Source organism: Terriglobales bacterium (assembly GCA_035487355.1).
Classification (GTDB): Bacteria; Acidobacteriota; Terriglobia; order Terriglobales; family Acidobacteriaceae; genus QIAW01.
The window spans coordinates 107,669-122,824 of the sequence record DATHMF010000006.1 but is presented as its reverse complement, the minus strand read 5'-3'; the positions used below and the strand labels follow the sequence as shown (position 1 = coordinate 122,824).

Sequence of the window (15,156 nt, the reverse complement as noted above, 5' to 3'; positions counted from 1 at the left end):
GTGTGCGGACTTTAAAAACAATATGCGGAGTCTATTCGAGGGTGTGTCGCGCGTGTTAGTGCTGGCTCCTCATACCGATGATGCCGAGTTGGGTTGCGGCGGCGCCATTGCGCGGCTGCTCGAAAGTGGTGCGGAAGTATCGGTTGCCGCGTTCTCTACTGCAGAGGAATCACTGCCCGCCGGTTCGCCTGCCTGTCGGCTGCGCTGTGAGTTTACGCGTGCCATGGGCTTGCTTGGCGTGAAACCGGAAGGCACACTGGTCTACGACTATCCGGTACGCCGTCTTTCCTATCACCGGCAGGAGGTGTTGGAGGAGCTGGTGCAACTCAAACGGCGGCTCCAGCCCGAGGCTGTTTTTGTCACCGCCAGCACCGACGTTCACCAGGATCATCAAGTGCTGCATGCCGAATCGGTGCGGGCATTCAAAGACGTGACCCTGTGGGGATACGAATTGCCATGGAACCACATCAACTTTTCAGCTCAGGCGTTTGTGGTGCTCGAACAGAAACATATCGAGAGTAAATGGGCGGCACTGCAGGCCTATGAGAGCCAACTGGAGCTGCAACGCCCCTACTTTTCCAGTGAGTTCATTTATGGCTTGGCCAAAGTACGCGGCGCGCAGGTTCGGGCCGCATATGCGGAAGCCTTCGAAGTGATACGGGTCAAATGGTGACGAGTGGCGAAACGCTGACCTTGCTGGTGACCGGCGCAGGTGCGCCCGGCATTCGCGGCACTCTTTACGCACTGCGGCACAACCCGGATGGTCGTCCAGTGCGCATCATCGGTGTGGATACTCAGGCAAAGGTCGTGGGCGCGTTGCTGACAGATAAGTTCTGCATCGTGCCACCACCTGAAACCTCAGAGTATATCGGGGCATTGCTGAAGATCTGCCAACTCGAAAACGTATCAGCGATTTTGCCGCAGACGACTCGGGAAACGGCCAAGCTTGCATCTTCGCTTACGGAACTCGAGCAAGCAGGTATTCGAGTTATGGTGTCAGATGCATCTGCGATTGCCTCTGCCAATGACAAAGACGCGGTGATCAAAGTCTTCGAGCGTCTCAGCCTGCCTGCTCCCGTCTGCCAGCGAACCAAGACGGAAGACGAACTGGTCACAGCGGCGAGTAAGCTCGGGTATCCAGATGTGCCAGTGGTGGTAAAGCCTCCCGTGTCTAACGGGATGCGCGGGGTACGGATTCTCCGCGAAGACGCCTGGGACGTGCGACGCTTCCTGACCGAGAAGCCCCAGGGCTTGGAGATCAGCCTGCAAGAACTGATCGCAATCTTACGGCGCGGCGCTTGGCCGGAGCTGCTGGTGATGGAATACCTGCCCGGCTGCGAGTACTCCGTGGATGCGTTTATTGGTTCGCAACTCTCGGTCGCGGTGCCACGGGTGCGTGAGAGCATCCGTTCTGGCATCACGTTCCACAGCCGCACCGAGCTGCGGGAGGACTTGACGGAATACACATTGGCTGCCGGCCGCGAGCTTGGACTTCGCTATGCATTCGGTTTTCAATTCAAGCTCGCTCACGACGGCACCCCCAAGGTCTTGGAATGCAACCCACGAATCCAGGGAACAATGGTTGCCAGCGTGTTCAGCGGAGCCAATGTGATCTGGTTCGGGGTGAGGGAATTGTTCCAAGACCCGGTCGGCAAGTTGTCGGAGCCTCTGTATGTTTCAGAATTCCTGCGTTACTGGGGTGGAGTTGGCGTGGAGTCAGGAGACTGCTTTGAGATCTGATTGGTGGCGTGGTCACTATTTATTCCACATGCATACGCCTTATACCGACGGGCATCTCACAGTTGCCGAATATGTGGATTTTGCAGAAAATGCCGGGGCCGATACGGTGATATTCCTGGAACACATCCGGCGCGAGCCTCGGTACGATGTAAAGCGCTTCTCCGCCGAAGTACAACTCGCTGGCAACGATGGAGTTGTTCAGAGCGTGCTGGGCTTTGAGGCGAAACTGTTGCCCGATGGCACACTCGATATCAGCGACGAGCACCTGAGTGCGGCGGCAGTGATTGGAATCGCGGAACACAAATTCCCTGACAATCCTGGTCTGTTGCTTGAGGCCTTTCTGCAAGTCGTTGCGACATATCCTCGCCGTTGGCCAAAGATCGATTTTGTCTGGGTGCATCCCGGCCTCTGGTACGTAAAGCGTGGCCTGGCCTTGGAGCAGGAGACACTCTATCGCAAAATGCTGGAGGCGGCCCGCGACGCGGGCATTCTCATCGAGCTTAGCTTACGGTGGGGTGTGCTGAGTCCTGCCATGGCCGCGACTCTGTCTCCCGAATCCCTTGTCATCGGGGCCGACGCTCACACGCGCTCCGATCTGGAGCGTTGGACGGCACAGTTTGCTGTCAAGGTGCCTGCCACCGCAAGCGGAACGCACCAGCAAGACTGATCACACAGGACTGAATCGTGAACATCTGGCTCATCAATCACTATGCATTGCCGCCAACTGACGCGGGTGGCACACGCCATTACAGCCATGCTCGTGAATTGATCCGCCGCGGACACGATGTGCAGATCATTGCCTCCAGCTTCAACCACCTGACACGGAAACACATGATCATGAACCCGGGCGCCAAGTGGGAGCGTCAGATGTTCGACCGCGTACCCTTTACTTTCATTTTGTCGCGTGGTTACGAGTCGAACTCCATGTCCCGCGTTGCCAACATGTTCGACTTTGCCTATCACGTCTGGCGAGGAGCCTGGGCCGCGCAGCTGCCGCGTCCCGATCTGATTCTTGGGTCGAGTCCCGACCCGTTTACGGCGCTCGCTGCCGAACGGCTCTCTTCTCGCTACGCCGTGCCCTTCGTGCTTGAGATACGTGATCTGTGGCCTTACATACTGACCGAGGTTGGCGGTCATCCCAAGCATCATCCGTTTGTGTTGCTGGTGGATAGGACGATGCGTTACCTGTACGCAAAGGCTGACGGCATTGTCATGTTCTCCCAACATTCTGGCGATCTCATGTCGCGTTACGGTGCCGACCCAAAAAAAATCGTATGGATACCTCAGGGCGTGGACTTCGGCATGAATCCCGAACCCCGGCCCGCCCCTGACGATGGCCAGTTCACAGTGACCTATCTGGGATCGCACAACCAGTGGAACAGTCTCGATGCGATTCTGGATGCCGCCAAGATTCTGCAGGGAGATGGCGTGAAGAATGTGCTGATTCGGTTCGTTGGTAATGGTGTAAACAAGCCCGGGCTTGTCGAAAGAGCGAAAAACGAAGGCATCCACAATGTCCGCTTCGACGATCCCGTACCTAAGAAGCAGGTAGCAGAGGTGCTGCATCGCTCCAATGCATTCATCATCAACAATCGCAACGATGGCGCCTCGAAGAGCTGGATGAGCTTCCAGAAAATCTATGAATATCTCGCTGCCGGTCGTCCCGTCGTGTTTGGAAGCTGCACCAATGATGATGTCGTGCGTGATTCGGGCGCCGGCATTTCCGTAGAAGCCGATAATCCAGCCGAACTTGCGCGTGCCGTCGAATTTCTTGCCAGCCAGTCGCGGGAACAACTGTGGGAATATGGAGTGCGCGGACGCCGCTACATCGAAAAGGCATACAGCATCCCCTTGCTGGTAGATCGCTTTGAAGCCATGGCTGTGGAACTTACCGGCCAGGCATGCTCCACCGAAGCGGTGGCTTGAGAAGATGCTCCGAGAGCATTACCTGACAACCAGTGATCGCGAGAGGTGGCTGAGATATCTGCCAGAAAGCCGCAGTGTATTCGGGAGCATTGGCTACGCCAGAATATGCGCGGAATTCCGGCAAAGTTCTCTGCGTCTCTACGTGGTGGAATCAGATAGCGCCTGCATTTGCTATCCACTGCTGCTTCGTTCTACGAATGACTTGCCGTTCAAGACTACAGAGAGGGGCAAATGGGATTCAGGCACGCCAGATTTCACAGGACCTCTGATGTTCGGCGCTGACGATGACCTTATCACTGCTTTTCCAGCTCTTTGCAGTGCGCTTTTTCAGTCAGAAGGGATCGTGACCGAGTTCGCCCATCTCCATCCCTGGTCCAGTGCGCGGGCTGTGTTGAACCCGAATGGTTGTGTTTACAATCGCGATATCGTATGGGTAGACCTGACTCTTAGCTCCGAAGAGCTATGGCGCCAACAGCTTCAGCATTCCTGCCGGAAGAACATATCCGTTGCAAATCAGGAAGGTGTCAGAATCTTCGCCGCTTCGACCGATGATCATATCCGTGAGTTTTGCCGGATCTATGAGGACACTATGCGGCGAAATCACGCCCTGGAGGGCTACTATTTTCCTTCCAGCTTCTTTCATGCCTTTCGAGAAGAGCTGCCGGAAAACGCGCGGTTTGTCTTCGCCGAATATAAGGACCAGATTGTTGCCGCTACGCTTTACCTGCACGATGATACGGATGTGTTCTCGTTTCTCGGCGGGGCTGACGCGGCCTTCCAGCATGTACGCCCTACGAATGCCGTGATCTGGGAGACGATTCGCTGGGCGCAGGAAGCCGGGAAGAAACGGCTTATCCTCGGCGGAGGCTACAAGTCTGATGATGGTATCTTTCGTTTCAAGTCAACTTTTTCCCGGCTGCGCCAGGCCTTCCACATTTATAAGCGAGTTCATCTCGAACAGGATTACGCCCTCTTGGATCTGTATAGCCGCGAACATTACGGCATAGCCCATGATGAAGCGCTCAGCTATTTTCCCAGCTATCGTCAAGTTTATGCGCAAGGCCAAGTGTCCAAGGCGTAGTCGCGTCTCGTAATAATGCCTCGCAGTCAACCCATTCCCGTTACGAAACTTTTCATGAATGCCTGCGCCAATCATGAACCGAAGGTGGTTCTCCCGATGGAGCAGCCGTTCGCGCCGTGGCCGTACTTCGCGCCGGATGAAATTGCCGCCGCGGTCCGTGTTCTCGAATCGGGAAATGTTAACTATTGGACGGGCAATGAAGGACGCCAGTTCGAGCGTGAGTTCGCCGAATTTACGGGATGCCGGTACGCCGTTGCCGTGGCCAATGGCACAGTGGCCCTTGAATTGGCTTTGCGCGCACTCGGCGTTGGCCCGGGCGACGAAGTTATCACCAGCAGCCGTACCTTCATTGCCTCGGCCAGTTGTGCGGTCGCAGTGGGTGCGCGTCCCGTGTGTGCCGATGTGGATAGCGATTCGCAAAACATCACCGTCGCAACGGTTCGTGCAGTCCTCACTCCGGCGACGAAAGCAATCATCGTTGTCCATCTTGCGGGTTGGCCCTGCGAGATGGATCCTATTCTGGAACTGGCCCGCGAACGTGGCCTGAAGGTGGTCGAGGATTGCGCCCAGGCGCACGGGGCAACGTATAAAGGACGGCCGGTTGGCTCCTTCGCCGATATTGCAGCGTTCTCCTTCTGCCAGGACAAAATCATGACCACCGCTGGCGAGGGCGGCATGGTGACCACCAACTCCGAAGAGCTGTGGCAACGCATGTGGTCCTACAAGGACCATGGCAAAAGCCACGAAAAGCTGTATCGCCGCACACATCCTCCCGGCTTCCGCTGGTTGCACGATTCATTTGGAACTAATTGGCGCTTGAGCGAAGTGCAATCCGCAGTCGGACGCGTGGCTCTTTGTAAACTGCCGCAGTGGGTCGCCACCCGTCGCAGATATGCCGCGATGCTGAGTGAGCATCTCACGCGTGTACCGGGGCTGCGTATTCCGGCGGTGCCGGAATACGTCGGCCACGCCTATTACAAGTACTACGCCTTCGTCATGCCAGAAGAGCTGGCAGAAGGATGGGACCGCGACCGCATCGCCCAAACAATAGCGGCGCAAGGTGTGCCCTGCGGCACTGGAAGCTGCAGCGAAGTCTATCTCGAAGAGGCGTTCCCTCCGGAATGGCGGCCCCGTGAACGGTTCGCAGTCGCTCGCGAACTGGGTGAAGACAGTCTGATGTTCTTGGTTCACCCGACGCTCAACGAAGTGCATATCAAGCGCACTTGCGAGGTGGTGGAGCAGGTCATGGCGCAGACGCGCCATAACAGAACCAACCTTATATATACGGCCACAACGGGGAGCGTGTAGTTCCCTCACTCCAATATATGGCCGAATTTATGGGAAGTTTAAATCGTCCCGGGAAGAGTGGGGAAGGAAGAAACATGCTGCTACGATGGCGCAATTGGATCATATTCCTGGGGCAATCGCTCACAGTTTGCGCGGCCCTCGTGGCGGCGTGGTTGCTCCGCTTTGATTTCACCCTGCCTCGCCTGCGAGTGCTGCTTTTGGCTGTGCCGGTCCTGGTAGCGATTCGATTGATTGGCATGTATTACTACAAGTTGAACCATGGCTATTGGCGCTACACGGGCATCGGGGACCTGAAGGACTTGGTGAAGGCGGTCTCCCTCGGCTCGCTCATGTTCTTCATCGTCGAGCGTGTGTTTTTGGGGGTCCGTTCGTTCCCGTACTCGATCTATGTTTTGGAGGGGGTGCTTGCTTTTCTTTTTCTTGCTGGCCTGCGCGTGGGTGCGCGTATGGTCTTCCAGTGGAAACAGGCGCGCCGTTTGGGAGCGCAAACCCCGGTGCTGATCGTTGGGGCTGGTTCGGCAGCAGCCTTACTACTGCAAGGGCTGAAGACCAAAAACTATCTCGCCGCAGGTTTGGTGGATGACGACCCGGAAAAACAGAGGACCAAACTTTGTGGTGTTCCCGTTCTGGGCACGATTGACCAGCTTCCTCTGCTGGCGCATCGCTTGGCGGTGAGTGAGATTCTGATCGCAATTCCCTCAGCCACCGGCACGCAGATGCTGCGGATTGCCGATTTCTGCGGGCGTTCCGGAGTCCCTTTCCGCGCACTGCCCGGCCTGGCTGACCTTATTGATGGCAAGGTCACGATCTCTGAGCTGCGCGCGGTGAACTTGGACGACCTGCTGGGGCGCGAACCGGTGCGGCTTGAGTCAGAGAACGTGCGCTCCAAGTTGAGCGGGCGGGTCGTTATGGTGACCGGCGCTGCTGGATCTATTGGCTCCGAGTTGTGCAAACAGATCGTTCGTTACCTGCCGAAGAAGCTGATTTGCGTGGACCAGTCCGAGACACCTCTGTTTAACCTGCAGCAGCATACCCTGGCCGGTTCCGATGTGGAAACCGTCTTTTCGGTTGCGGATATCACTGACACGAAGCGCATGCGTCAGCAGCTCCTGGAGCACGGTGTCCGCGTGATCTTTCATGCCGCAGCCTACAAACATGTTCCGATGACAGAAGAGAACCCCTACGAAGGATTCAAGAACAACGTCTTCGGTTTGCTGAACCTGGTAGAAATTGCCGAAGAATGTGGCTGCGAAGATTTTCTTCTGATCTCGTCAGATAAAGCGGTCAAGCCGAGCAGTCTCATGGGCTGCACCAAGCGGTTAGGCGAGATGATTGTCGGTTCGCGCCAGCCCTCGCGCATGCGCTGTGTTTCGGTGAGGTTCGGCAATGTCCTCGGCTCACAAGGCAGTGTCATCCCCGTATTCCAGGAACAGATTCGCACGCGCCGGTGCATTACAGTGACACACCCGGAGATGACCCGCTACTTCATGACCATCCCGGAGGCAGTGTCGCTGGTATTGCAGGCGTTCACGGTGGGCGAGCACGGCAATATTCTCGTTCTCGATATGGGAGAGCCCGTACGCATTCTCGATCTTGCCAAGACCCTGATTCGCATGTCAGGCAAGAAGGAAAGTGACATTCATATTGTCTACACCGGAATGCGTCCGGGCGAAAAGCTGCACGAGGAGTTGTTCTACGATTCGGAAGTGCGTCTGCCCACGCTGCTGCCGAAAGTCATGTGCGCAGAAACCGTTCTGCCCAGTTGGTCCGATCTTCGCCGCCGTCTGTATGAACTTGAAATGGTCGCTCACGGCCGGTTCGGTGATCTGGTTCGCGCGAAAGTCAAACAGATCATTCCCGCGTATCAGTGGGAGTCGGAGTCGAAGACACGGCCTGAAGTTGTGCCTTTGACCCCGGCGTTATTAGAGCAGCACGCCCACGCCAACCGGGCACAACAGTCGAAGTTTGCTTGATCGTTTATGGCAGGCAACCCTACAAAATATCTGCTGGCTGCAATAACGCTGGCGGTCTACGTATTCCCGTTATGGGCTACGTCTGATTTTCAGATCGTCCAACAAAAAGGTACAGACCTCATTCAAGTCAGCATACCCAAATCTGGCCATCACAAATTGGAAATTGATGACGCATCTGGATTCCAGACCCCAGTTGTGACCCGCAGCTTCAGCGGTTCCAAGTCGGAGTTTCATGCAAATGACGTGGGGCTGATACCGGGCATCAACTACCACGTGCGTCTTGACGGTGGGCCTTCTGTTCAAGATTTCCGTTTGGTGTTCGGCACATTCACCGAGCCAGAGGCGAACTGCAAAACCCTGCGACATACTTGGGAGGAAACCGGCCGCCTGATGACGGGTGTGGCTTTTTCCGGGGTCCGATGGGATGAGAGCGGCCACCGGTGGGGAATTATTCCTAATAGCCACCTGAACGGGCAATCCATGTATTACGCGGAGCTGTACTTGCTTCCTGGGGTAGATTCCGCCCACGCCTGCGACGATTTACAGACTATGGATGATGTCGCCCAGTATTACCTGCTGATGTTGACGCGCACCGAAACAATGGGCACTCTCTTGAAAAGACCAGACATTTTGCCTCTGACTCGGGAGCGAATGGCGGGCGTCAATCCCTCTGACCGCACTTTTGCGGTGCCATTTCAGGATAAGACGGGTGACGTAGAACTTTACAACGTGCAGTGGCTTTATCCGGCAGCGAAACTGTTGCGGCTGATATCACTGTTGCCCGACGGAAAGCGGACTCAGGCGATGAGGACCTTCGCTACCGAGTACACAAAGTTCATCGTTATAGATCAATTGAATCGTTACCTGGTCGAGCAGCGCCTTCCGGCGCTCGGTGGTGGCCCGCCCGTGGCGCGCATCGAGCTGTGGAATCTTGCCATGCGCGGTCTCAAAGGTGAAGCCCCATGGGACACGGCAATGGCTGACATAGATCTTTGGCTGCTCGCCTCCGCCGCTGAGATGCTTGGTGCACACGCTAACGATCCCGCGCTTGTTTTCCTCGATGCCAATCAAGTTGCGATGTTGCACTTGGCTTTACAGACGGGTATCCGCTTCTTTCAGAGCAAGCGGACCAACTACCCCGAGACAAAAAACTTCAAGGGAGAGCAGGTTGGCAGCGTCTGCTACTTCAACGGCGACTATACCGCGCATTCCGAATACGACTATAGCGCTGTCACCGGGGAGAAGTTTCCCACCCTGGCCGAAAAACGCGTTCAGAAAAATGCAAGTTGGGATATCAGTCATGCCTCTCGCCTTCCCGTCTTTTTGCGTGCACTCTACGAAAACCGTAAGGCGACAGGCTCGGAATTTCCCCAGTACCGTGATCTGCATCTTGTTGCGAACCAGTACGCCTATCGGGTGTTTAATGGCGACCTCTCTCGTCCTCTGTTTCACAATTATTTTGACGGGAGTGACGGCTGGAACCGAGTTGGCTCCATCAGTCCCGAGTTCGGATATCCCCCGTCAGCGTATTGCGACATGCACAATCCCAACCGTCGCTGTTTGACCCCAGGAAGCATCATGGCGTGGGGCCTGCTTGCCTTTGCCAATCCAGACCTTGCGGTCATTGAACAGGCGTTGGTGAGACTGGCCCTTGACCCGAGCCCCGATGCCCGGCGATTCCGGGATCGGTACTACTTCTATGACGGGACCCCCTATGAGATCATCGGCGTGCCGGGCAAACAGACTTACGGTATCGCACTATATTTCGTAATTGCAGAAAATGCGGAGATGATTGCGAACGGTACGGAGACGATAGCGAACAAAAGCCGCTTGCATTAGAGCATTTTCAGATTGAATGTCGGGGCTGGGTGCCATTTTTTGCCCCGTCTCACTTCGAAATCTTGATTGTTCGCCGTAACTGTACTTTCAGCCCTGATCACCCGGATATCCAATAGCTAAAGAAGTCGAAGATGAGAGAGCGAATAGCTCTCCTTTGGCGGCCCGTTTCATCGGGATCGGTTTGAACACCGGATCCTCCAAGTTCCATCCAGTTGTCAATTCACAAGGAGCGCAGGCATGCGAAGGGTGTTTGTGGGTCTACTCGTTTTTGTTGCTTCATTGTGCCACGCCCAGGTTACCAGTGTGTTTGGCAGAACCGGTGCTGTCTCTGCCATCGCAGGAGACTACACCGCAGCCCAAGTTACGAATGCGGTGGATTCCACTCAAACCTACCTCAACCCAGTCTGGTTGTTGACACTTGATTGGTCGAAGATCACCAATGTACCACTCAGTGTGGCCGGGACGGGCAACTTAGCGGTTGGCACGGCTACCATGGATCCTGCCAGTATTTCCGGCAACAGCGATACTGCCGTCGGCCATGCGGCGCTCAATGCCCTCACCAGTGCGACCGACGATACCGCCGTAGGCGAGGACGCATTGGTCTCTGTTACCACGGGCAGCTTCAATACGGCGGTGGGGAGCCTGGCCGGAGCATATATCACGACAGGAGTCGGGAACACAGCAGTGGGTAAGCAAGCACTGCAGATGGATGTCAGCGGGAACGATAATACTGCAGTCGGTCAGCTTACGCTGCTGCACAGCATGGGTAACTATAATACGGCGGTCGGTATGGATTCTCAGAACGAAGACAGCACTGGAAGCTTCAATACGTCGCTCGGCCAGGATGCGATGTGGGGTGGCAACTGCATAACAATCAGCGGTGCTGTAGGCTATTCAGGCAGTTACAACACCGCCCTCGGCCAAGGGAGCTTCTGCGGTGTCACGACTGGCAGTAATAACGTCTCTGTTGGTTTCGAGTCTGTTGCCCTCATGACGACGGGCAGCAATAACGTTGCGATCGGCTACCAGGCCGGATACACCGCAATACCGGAGAACCAGAATGTCTCTGGCAACAATAATACCTGGATAGGCTACCAGGCCGGGTCAGGGACTCCGACCCAGTTGTTCAACTCCACGGCGGTTGGAGCCAATGCTCTCGTGTCGCAGAGCAACTCTTTGGTGCTTGGCGGGACCGGAGTGAACGCGGTCAACGTCGGCATCGGTACCACAATGCCGGCGAACGTCTTCACCATCGCCCAGGGCGCCGGCCACGCCATCAGCGATGGATGGGACACATACAGCTCGCGCCGCTGGAAGACCAACATTCACACACTTCATGGTGCGCTGGCTAAGGTTCAGCAGCTCCGTGGTGTCTCCTACGATCTCACCACCAGCGGCAAACACGAGGTTGGTGTTATTGCAGAAGAGGTCGGCGAAGTTGTTCCCGAGGTCGTCAGTTGGGCCAGCGACGGCAAGCAGGCCGCAGGCGTGGATTACGGCCGCCTTACGGCCCTGCTCATCGAGGCGACGAAAGAACAACAGGTTCTGATCAACCAACAACAGCAGCAGATTAGGGCGCAGCAGGTGCAGATCGCCCAACTCGCCTCTCAAGTCGCCGAGGTCCGGGCCAGGCTCAAGACAATGCGTCGAGCCAATGAGATCGTTCGCACAGTGAGCGCTCAGTTAGCAGCAATTCATCAGTAAACCGTGATGGCATGTGGCGGTGCTTCTTTACAGAGCGAAGGCACGGCTGTCACTGGCCCGGAAGGCCATCACAGCCTGGAAGACATTCACGGGTGCTTTCACTGGACGCGAAATTCTGTCCTAATGGGCCTCTAGGTTCTCCCATGACGAGTTCAGTTAGTCTCGATTTCTTAAAGGGAGCGATGACAGAGCATGTCGCTCAAGAAAAATTAACGGTCATTTTAACGCACGTTAATGTAGGAGAGTTGTCTACCGCCTATATTCAAGTGCGGCACCCAATGCAGGCTTTGAGTAAGAAGCGGGCGGATGTGCACATTCGCCCATAACCACCACCACCATCCATGCGCACTAGCTCTCTTTAGTCGGATGGCCAGCGCATTTGGATTTCTAGAGGCGCAGAACAGATGCACACATCCGTTCTGTATTATCCACCCGCAACCCGGTCTGGCACAACATAGCCAGCACCTCCAAGGAGTTTGCGAAATGAAGAACCTGAAATCATATCTTGCGGCTTTGTCGCTTGCAGCGGCACTGCTGTTCGTCAACCAAGCCCAAGCGGTAACTCCCCCGGCGCTGACGTTCTATGCCCTGGGCTCATCCGCGCAGTTCAACACCTTCGGTCTCGCCGCCGGCGCTACCATCTTTGCCGGCGGACCTCTGTGCGGTACTCACCACTGGACCCAAAAGAGCAGCAGCACCGTCCACATCAGCCTCTCCGATACCCGCGCCGGTAGCAGCATTGTGAATGAAGACGGCAATATCTGGATTGTCTGGAACGATGCCGCCGCCGCCGGTAACCCGGGTGGCTCTGTTTGCTTCTATCTTGCCACCGACTCTATCGTAGGCGTCCGTGGCTACCAGGCCAGTGGCACGCTGGTGCTGCCCGCCAGCCTGGTCGGCGTGGCCGATGCCAATATCGTTCCGCTACTCGGCGCCGGTGAACCTCTTCCTGCCCAGATCCAGTCATTCGCGAACGGCGCGACGTTTAACGCCGCCGCGACCGACATCCGGCCCGAAGACGCCAAGTTCGCCAGCATGCGCGTTCAGAGCGCCTACGGCGCCCAAGCCCCAGGCCGCAGCATCACCGGCCAGGGTTACGGTCCGTCTCCTATCGGCACCTCGATCCAGAGCTCGCAAAGCGGCGCAAAGGCCAACCCGGTTGATTTTGCGATTGACCCGGGCGACGTTGATCCCATCACTCTCGGCGCGGTTCGCCACTATGTCGAACTCTCCACCGGCGCCGCCCCGGTTATGGTCATCGTTAACAAGTCGCTGAGTACCGCTGGCCACCTCGGCGATCCCAATCTCAAGAACATCAACCGCTTCATGCTCGCCAAGGCCCTCACTGGGAATCTCAGCCGCACCCGCGACCTGTTTGCTTCCAGAGACAACACTCTTAGCGATTTCGCACTCCACACCTACATCCGTGAGCCTCTTTCCGGCACCTACAACACCATGGAGTGGAACGTTCCAGCCTCCCAGGAGCTTGCCGGTGAATTGTATTTTTCCCCTGGCTTTGTCAACGGACAGGACACCAATATCAATCCCGCCGATACCTCTTGCACCGTTAAACCCTGCACCGTGGAAAGCGGCAACCCACTGTGGCACATCTATCCCAACGTTGATTCGCTTGCTCACCACGCTACCCGTGGCCGTTGCGTCGGCACCGGCGAGTGCGTGACCGCGGTGAACAACAATGCGGATGGCCTCGGCTATGCTTTCTGGGGTTTCAGCACCTTTGCAGGCAAAGCTAACATCAAATACCTTTCGGTTGACGGCATCGAACCGCTCTACGCCGCCGCCAGCGATAATCCCAATGGCATTGGTATCCCTCCAGCCTGCTCACCGAGCTGCCCGCTCCTGAGCTTCCCCAACATCGTCAACGGCACTTATCCCGTCTGGAGCTACTATCGGTTGATGTACGATGCTTCCGATTCGACCAGCATCGCTGCGGCGATGGTCAGCTATGCCCAGGCGGCTTCCAATCCGTCTACCGGCATCTTCACTGACCTGGTGCCTGCGCCTTTGATGCAGGTATTCCGTTCGCACTACGGTCAGGCCGTGCGCGACAACGGCATCGCCTTCGGCCCGAACAACGGCTTCAAGGCGGGCGTACCTGAGACCGGCGGCGATATGGGTGGTGCGGTTCTGACCATTCAGTCTGAGCAGGATTTCATCGCCGACACCGGCGGGAACCAGCAGGTCAGCCTGAAGCAGTAGTCGCAACGTTACCTTGAACCGCTAAACGAAAAGCAGCTTGCTCCCGAAGGTTGGGGGCAAGCTGCATTCTTGCTTCGGTCCATGTGTGAGTCAGAGTTTAGAACTGGTTCCTCGAAAGAATTCGTGAATCAGCCCTGCATTTCATTACTCAAGGAGAACTTTTGTTGATTCGCCTTCTGTCTTACAGGATTTATATCGCGGTTGTATTGTTGCCATTTCTCTCGGTATTTCTTGCTGGCAGCCAGGAGCAAAAGCCCGCGGGATCCACACCCGCACAATCGGCGCCTCCAGTCACGCCTGCGGAGTCCATGGAACCGACGCCTCAGATCGACCTGCCAACCGGGACGCGGCTTGGAGTGACACCCTCGGGTGAAGTGACCGTGCTTCGCGCGAAAGAGGATTTCTCGTCTCTATCCTTGGTAGGCAGTGACTTGCATGCCGAGCCACCTCTGCTAGGCAGCAGAGAACACACCAAGACATTTATTCGGGAGCTGTGGCAGGTGCGCTGGCGGCCGAACGATCCTATTGATTTATACGTGATTCGCCCGATTGGCGTGAAGAATCCGCCGGTCGTGCTCTATCTCTATGGTTTCCCCAGCGAGACTGACCGCTTCAAGAATGACGGCTATTGCCAGCGTGTGACCCAGAACGGTGCCGCGGCCATAGGTTTTGTGTCGGCGTTTACCGGACACCGCGCTGAACATCACCCACCCAGGCAGTGGTTCGTCAGCGAGCTTCCTGAAGCGCTGGCCTCGACCGTGCATGACGTACAAATGGTCCTGAACTATCTTGATTCCAGGGGCGACCTTGATATAAGCCGGGTTGGCATCTTCGGACAAGGCTCCGGCGGCGCCATTGCCATTCTCGCTGCTGCCGCAGACCCCCGCCTCAAGGCGCTCGACCTGCTTGATCCTTGGGGAGACTGGCCCGACTGGCTGGCCAAGACCGACGTACTACAGAAGGAGGCTCGTGCAGATTATTTGAAGCCAGATTTTCTCAAACAGTTGGAGCCCCTGGAACCGGTTCGCTTTCTGCCGGAACTGAAATCCCGCAGCATCCGCATCCAGTTCGTGGAGCCAAATGGTGAGCCCACCGACGCTGTAGGCAAGCTTAAGGCCGCCGCGCCTTCGACGGCAAAGGTCATCGAGTATCACAATATGCTGCAGTTCCACAGCGCGGTTGCCGACGGCAACCTGTTCGTGTGGATTGCCACCGAACTCCAGTCCCAAAAAGATACCAAGCCCGAATCCAAGGAAGCAGCGGCGCGAACCAAGCCCGCCCAGTAGAGATTGGGCTTAACGAAACGCACTCAGTAGTGTCCGGATTCCAGCCATCGCAATGTCCAGAAGATAACCTCCCAAAAAA

At 56.4% G+C, this 15,156-nt stretch carries 11 protein-coding genes; all 11 read left to right on the top strand.

Features of this window, described 5'->3' with window-relative positions:
- Positions 1-43 precede the first annotated feature (43 nt).
- The 11 genes from VK738_01110 (at position 44) to VK738_01060 (ending at position 15,077) form a co-directional block, all read left to right on the top strand.
- Positions 44-673, top strand: coding sequence for a PIG-L deacetylase family protein (locus VK738_01110; GenBank protein ID HTD21231.1), 630 nt, complete (start codon positions 44-46; stop codon positions 671-673).
- Positions 667-1,740: an ATP-grasp domain-containing protein gene (locus VK738_01105; protein HTD21230.1), complete on the top strand. Its 1,074-nt coding sequence runs from the start codon at positions 667-669 to the stop codon at positions 1,738-1,740. Before VK738_01110 ends, VK738_01105 begins: the two co-directional genes overlap by 7 nt.
- On the top strand, positions 1,730-2,407 hold the full coding sequence (locus tag VK738_01100) for a PHP domain-containing protein (protein HTD21229.1): 678 nt from the start codon (positions 1,730-1,732) through the stop codon (positions 2,405-2,407). The genes VK738_01105 and VK738_01100 overlap by 11 nt, the downstream gene beginning before the upstream one ends.
- Before the next feature lie 17 nt (positions 2,408-2,424).
- On the top strand, positions 2,425-3,666 hold the full coding sequence (locus VK738_01095) for a glycosyltransferase family 4 protein (protein ID HTD21228.1): 1,242 nt from the start codon (positions 2,425-2,427) through the stop codon (positions 3,664-3,666).
- A 343-nt stretch (positions 3,667-4,009) separates the two neighbouring features.
- Complete coding sequence (locus VK738_01090; protein HTD21227.1) at positions 4,010-4,747, top strand: GNAT family N-acetyltransferase; 738 nt, start codon at positions 4,010-4,012, stop codon at positions 4,745-4,747.
- Positions 4,748-4,801: 54 nt separating this feature from the next.
- A complete protein-coding gene (locus tag VK738_01085; protein HTD21226.1) occupies positions 4,802-6,055 on the top strand; it encodes a DegT/DnrJ/EryC1/StrS aminotransferase family protein in 1,254 nt (417 codons plus the stop codon).
- A 74-nt stretch (positions 6,056-6,129) separates the two neighbouring features.
- The gene (locus VK738_01080) at positions 6,130-8,028 is read left to right on the top strand and encodes a nucleoside-diphosphate sugar epimerase/dehydratase (protein HTD21225.1); all 1,899 of its coding nucleotides are present in this window, start codon (positions 6,130-6,132) and stop codon (positions 8,026-8,028) included.
- Between the two features lie 6 nt (positions 8,029-8,034).
- The gene (locus VK738_01075) at positions 8,035-9,867 is read left to right on the top strand and encodes a hypothetical protein (GenBank protein HTD21224.1); all 1,833 of its coding nucleotides are present in this window, start codon (positions 8,035-8,037) and stop codon (positions 9,865-9,867) included.
- Between the two features lie 237 nt (positions 9,868-10,104).
- Complete coding sequence (locus VK738_01070) at positions 10,105-11,571, top strand: tail fiber domain-containing protein (GenBank protein ID HTD21223.1); 1,467 nt, start codon at positions 10,105-10,107, stop codon at positions 11,569-11,571.
- Positions 11,572-12,054: 483 nt separating this feature from the next.
- Positions 12,055-13,791: a hypothetical protein gene (locus VK738_01065; protein HTD21222.1), complete on the top strand. Its 1,737-nt coding sequence runs from the start codon at positions 12,055-12,057 to the stop codon at positions 13,789-13,791.
- 161 nt (positions 13,792-13,952) lie between these two features.
- The gene (locus VK738_01060) at positions 13,953-15,077 is read left to right on the top strand and encodes a hypothetical protein (GenBank protein ID HTD21221.1); all 1,125 of its coding nucleotides are present in this window, start codon (positions 13,953-13,955) and stop codon (positions 15,075-15,077) included.
- Positions 15,078-15,156: the final 79 nt, after the last annotated feature.

Coding starts and splice junctions, on each gene's coding strand:
- VK738_01085 (HTD21226.1), top strand. CDS start 4,802: ATGAATGCCTGCGCCAATCATGAACCGAAGGTGGTTCTCCCGATGGAG.
- VK738_01080 (HTD21225.1), top strand. CDS start 6,130: ATGCTGCTACGATGGCGCAATTGGATCATATTCCTGGGGCAATCGCTC.
- VK738_01070 (HTD21223.1), top strand. CDS start 10,105: ATGCGAAGGGTGTTTGTGGGTCTACTCGTTTTTGTTGCTTCATTGTGC.
- VK738_01075 (HTD21224.1), top strand. CDS start 8,035: ATGGCAGGCAACCCTACAAAATATCTGCTGGCTGCAATAACGCTGGCG.
- VK738_01105 (HTD21230.1), top strand. CDS start 667: ATGGTGACGAGTGGCGAAACGCTGACCTTGCTGGTGACCGGCGCAGGT.
- VK738_01065 (HTD21222.1), top strand. CDS start 12,055: ATGAAGAACCTGAAATCATATCTTGCGGCTTTGTCGCTTGCAGCGGCA.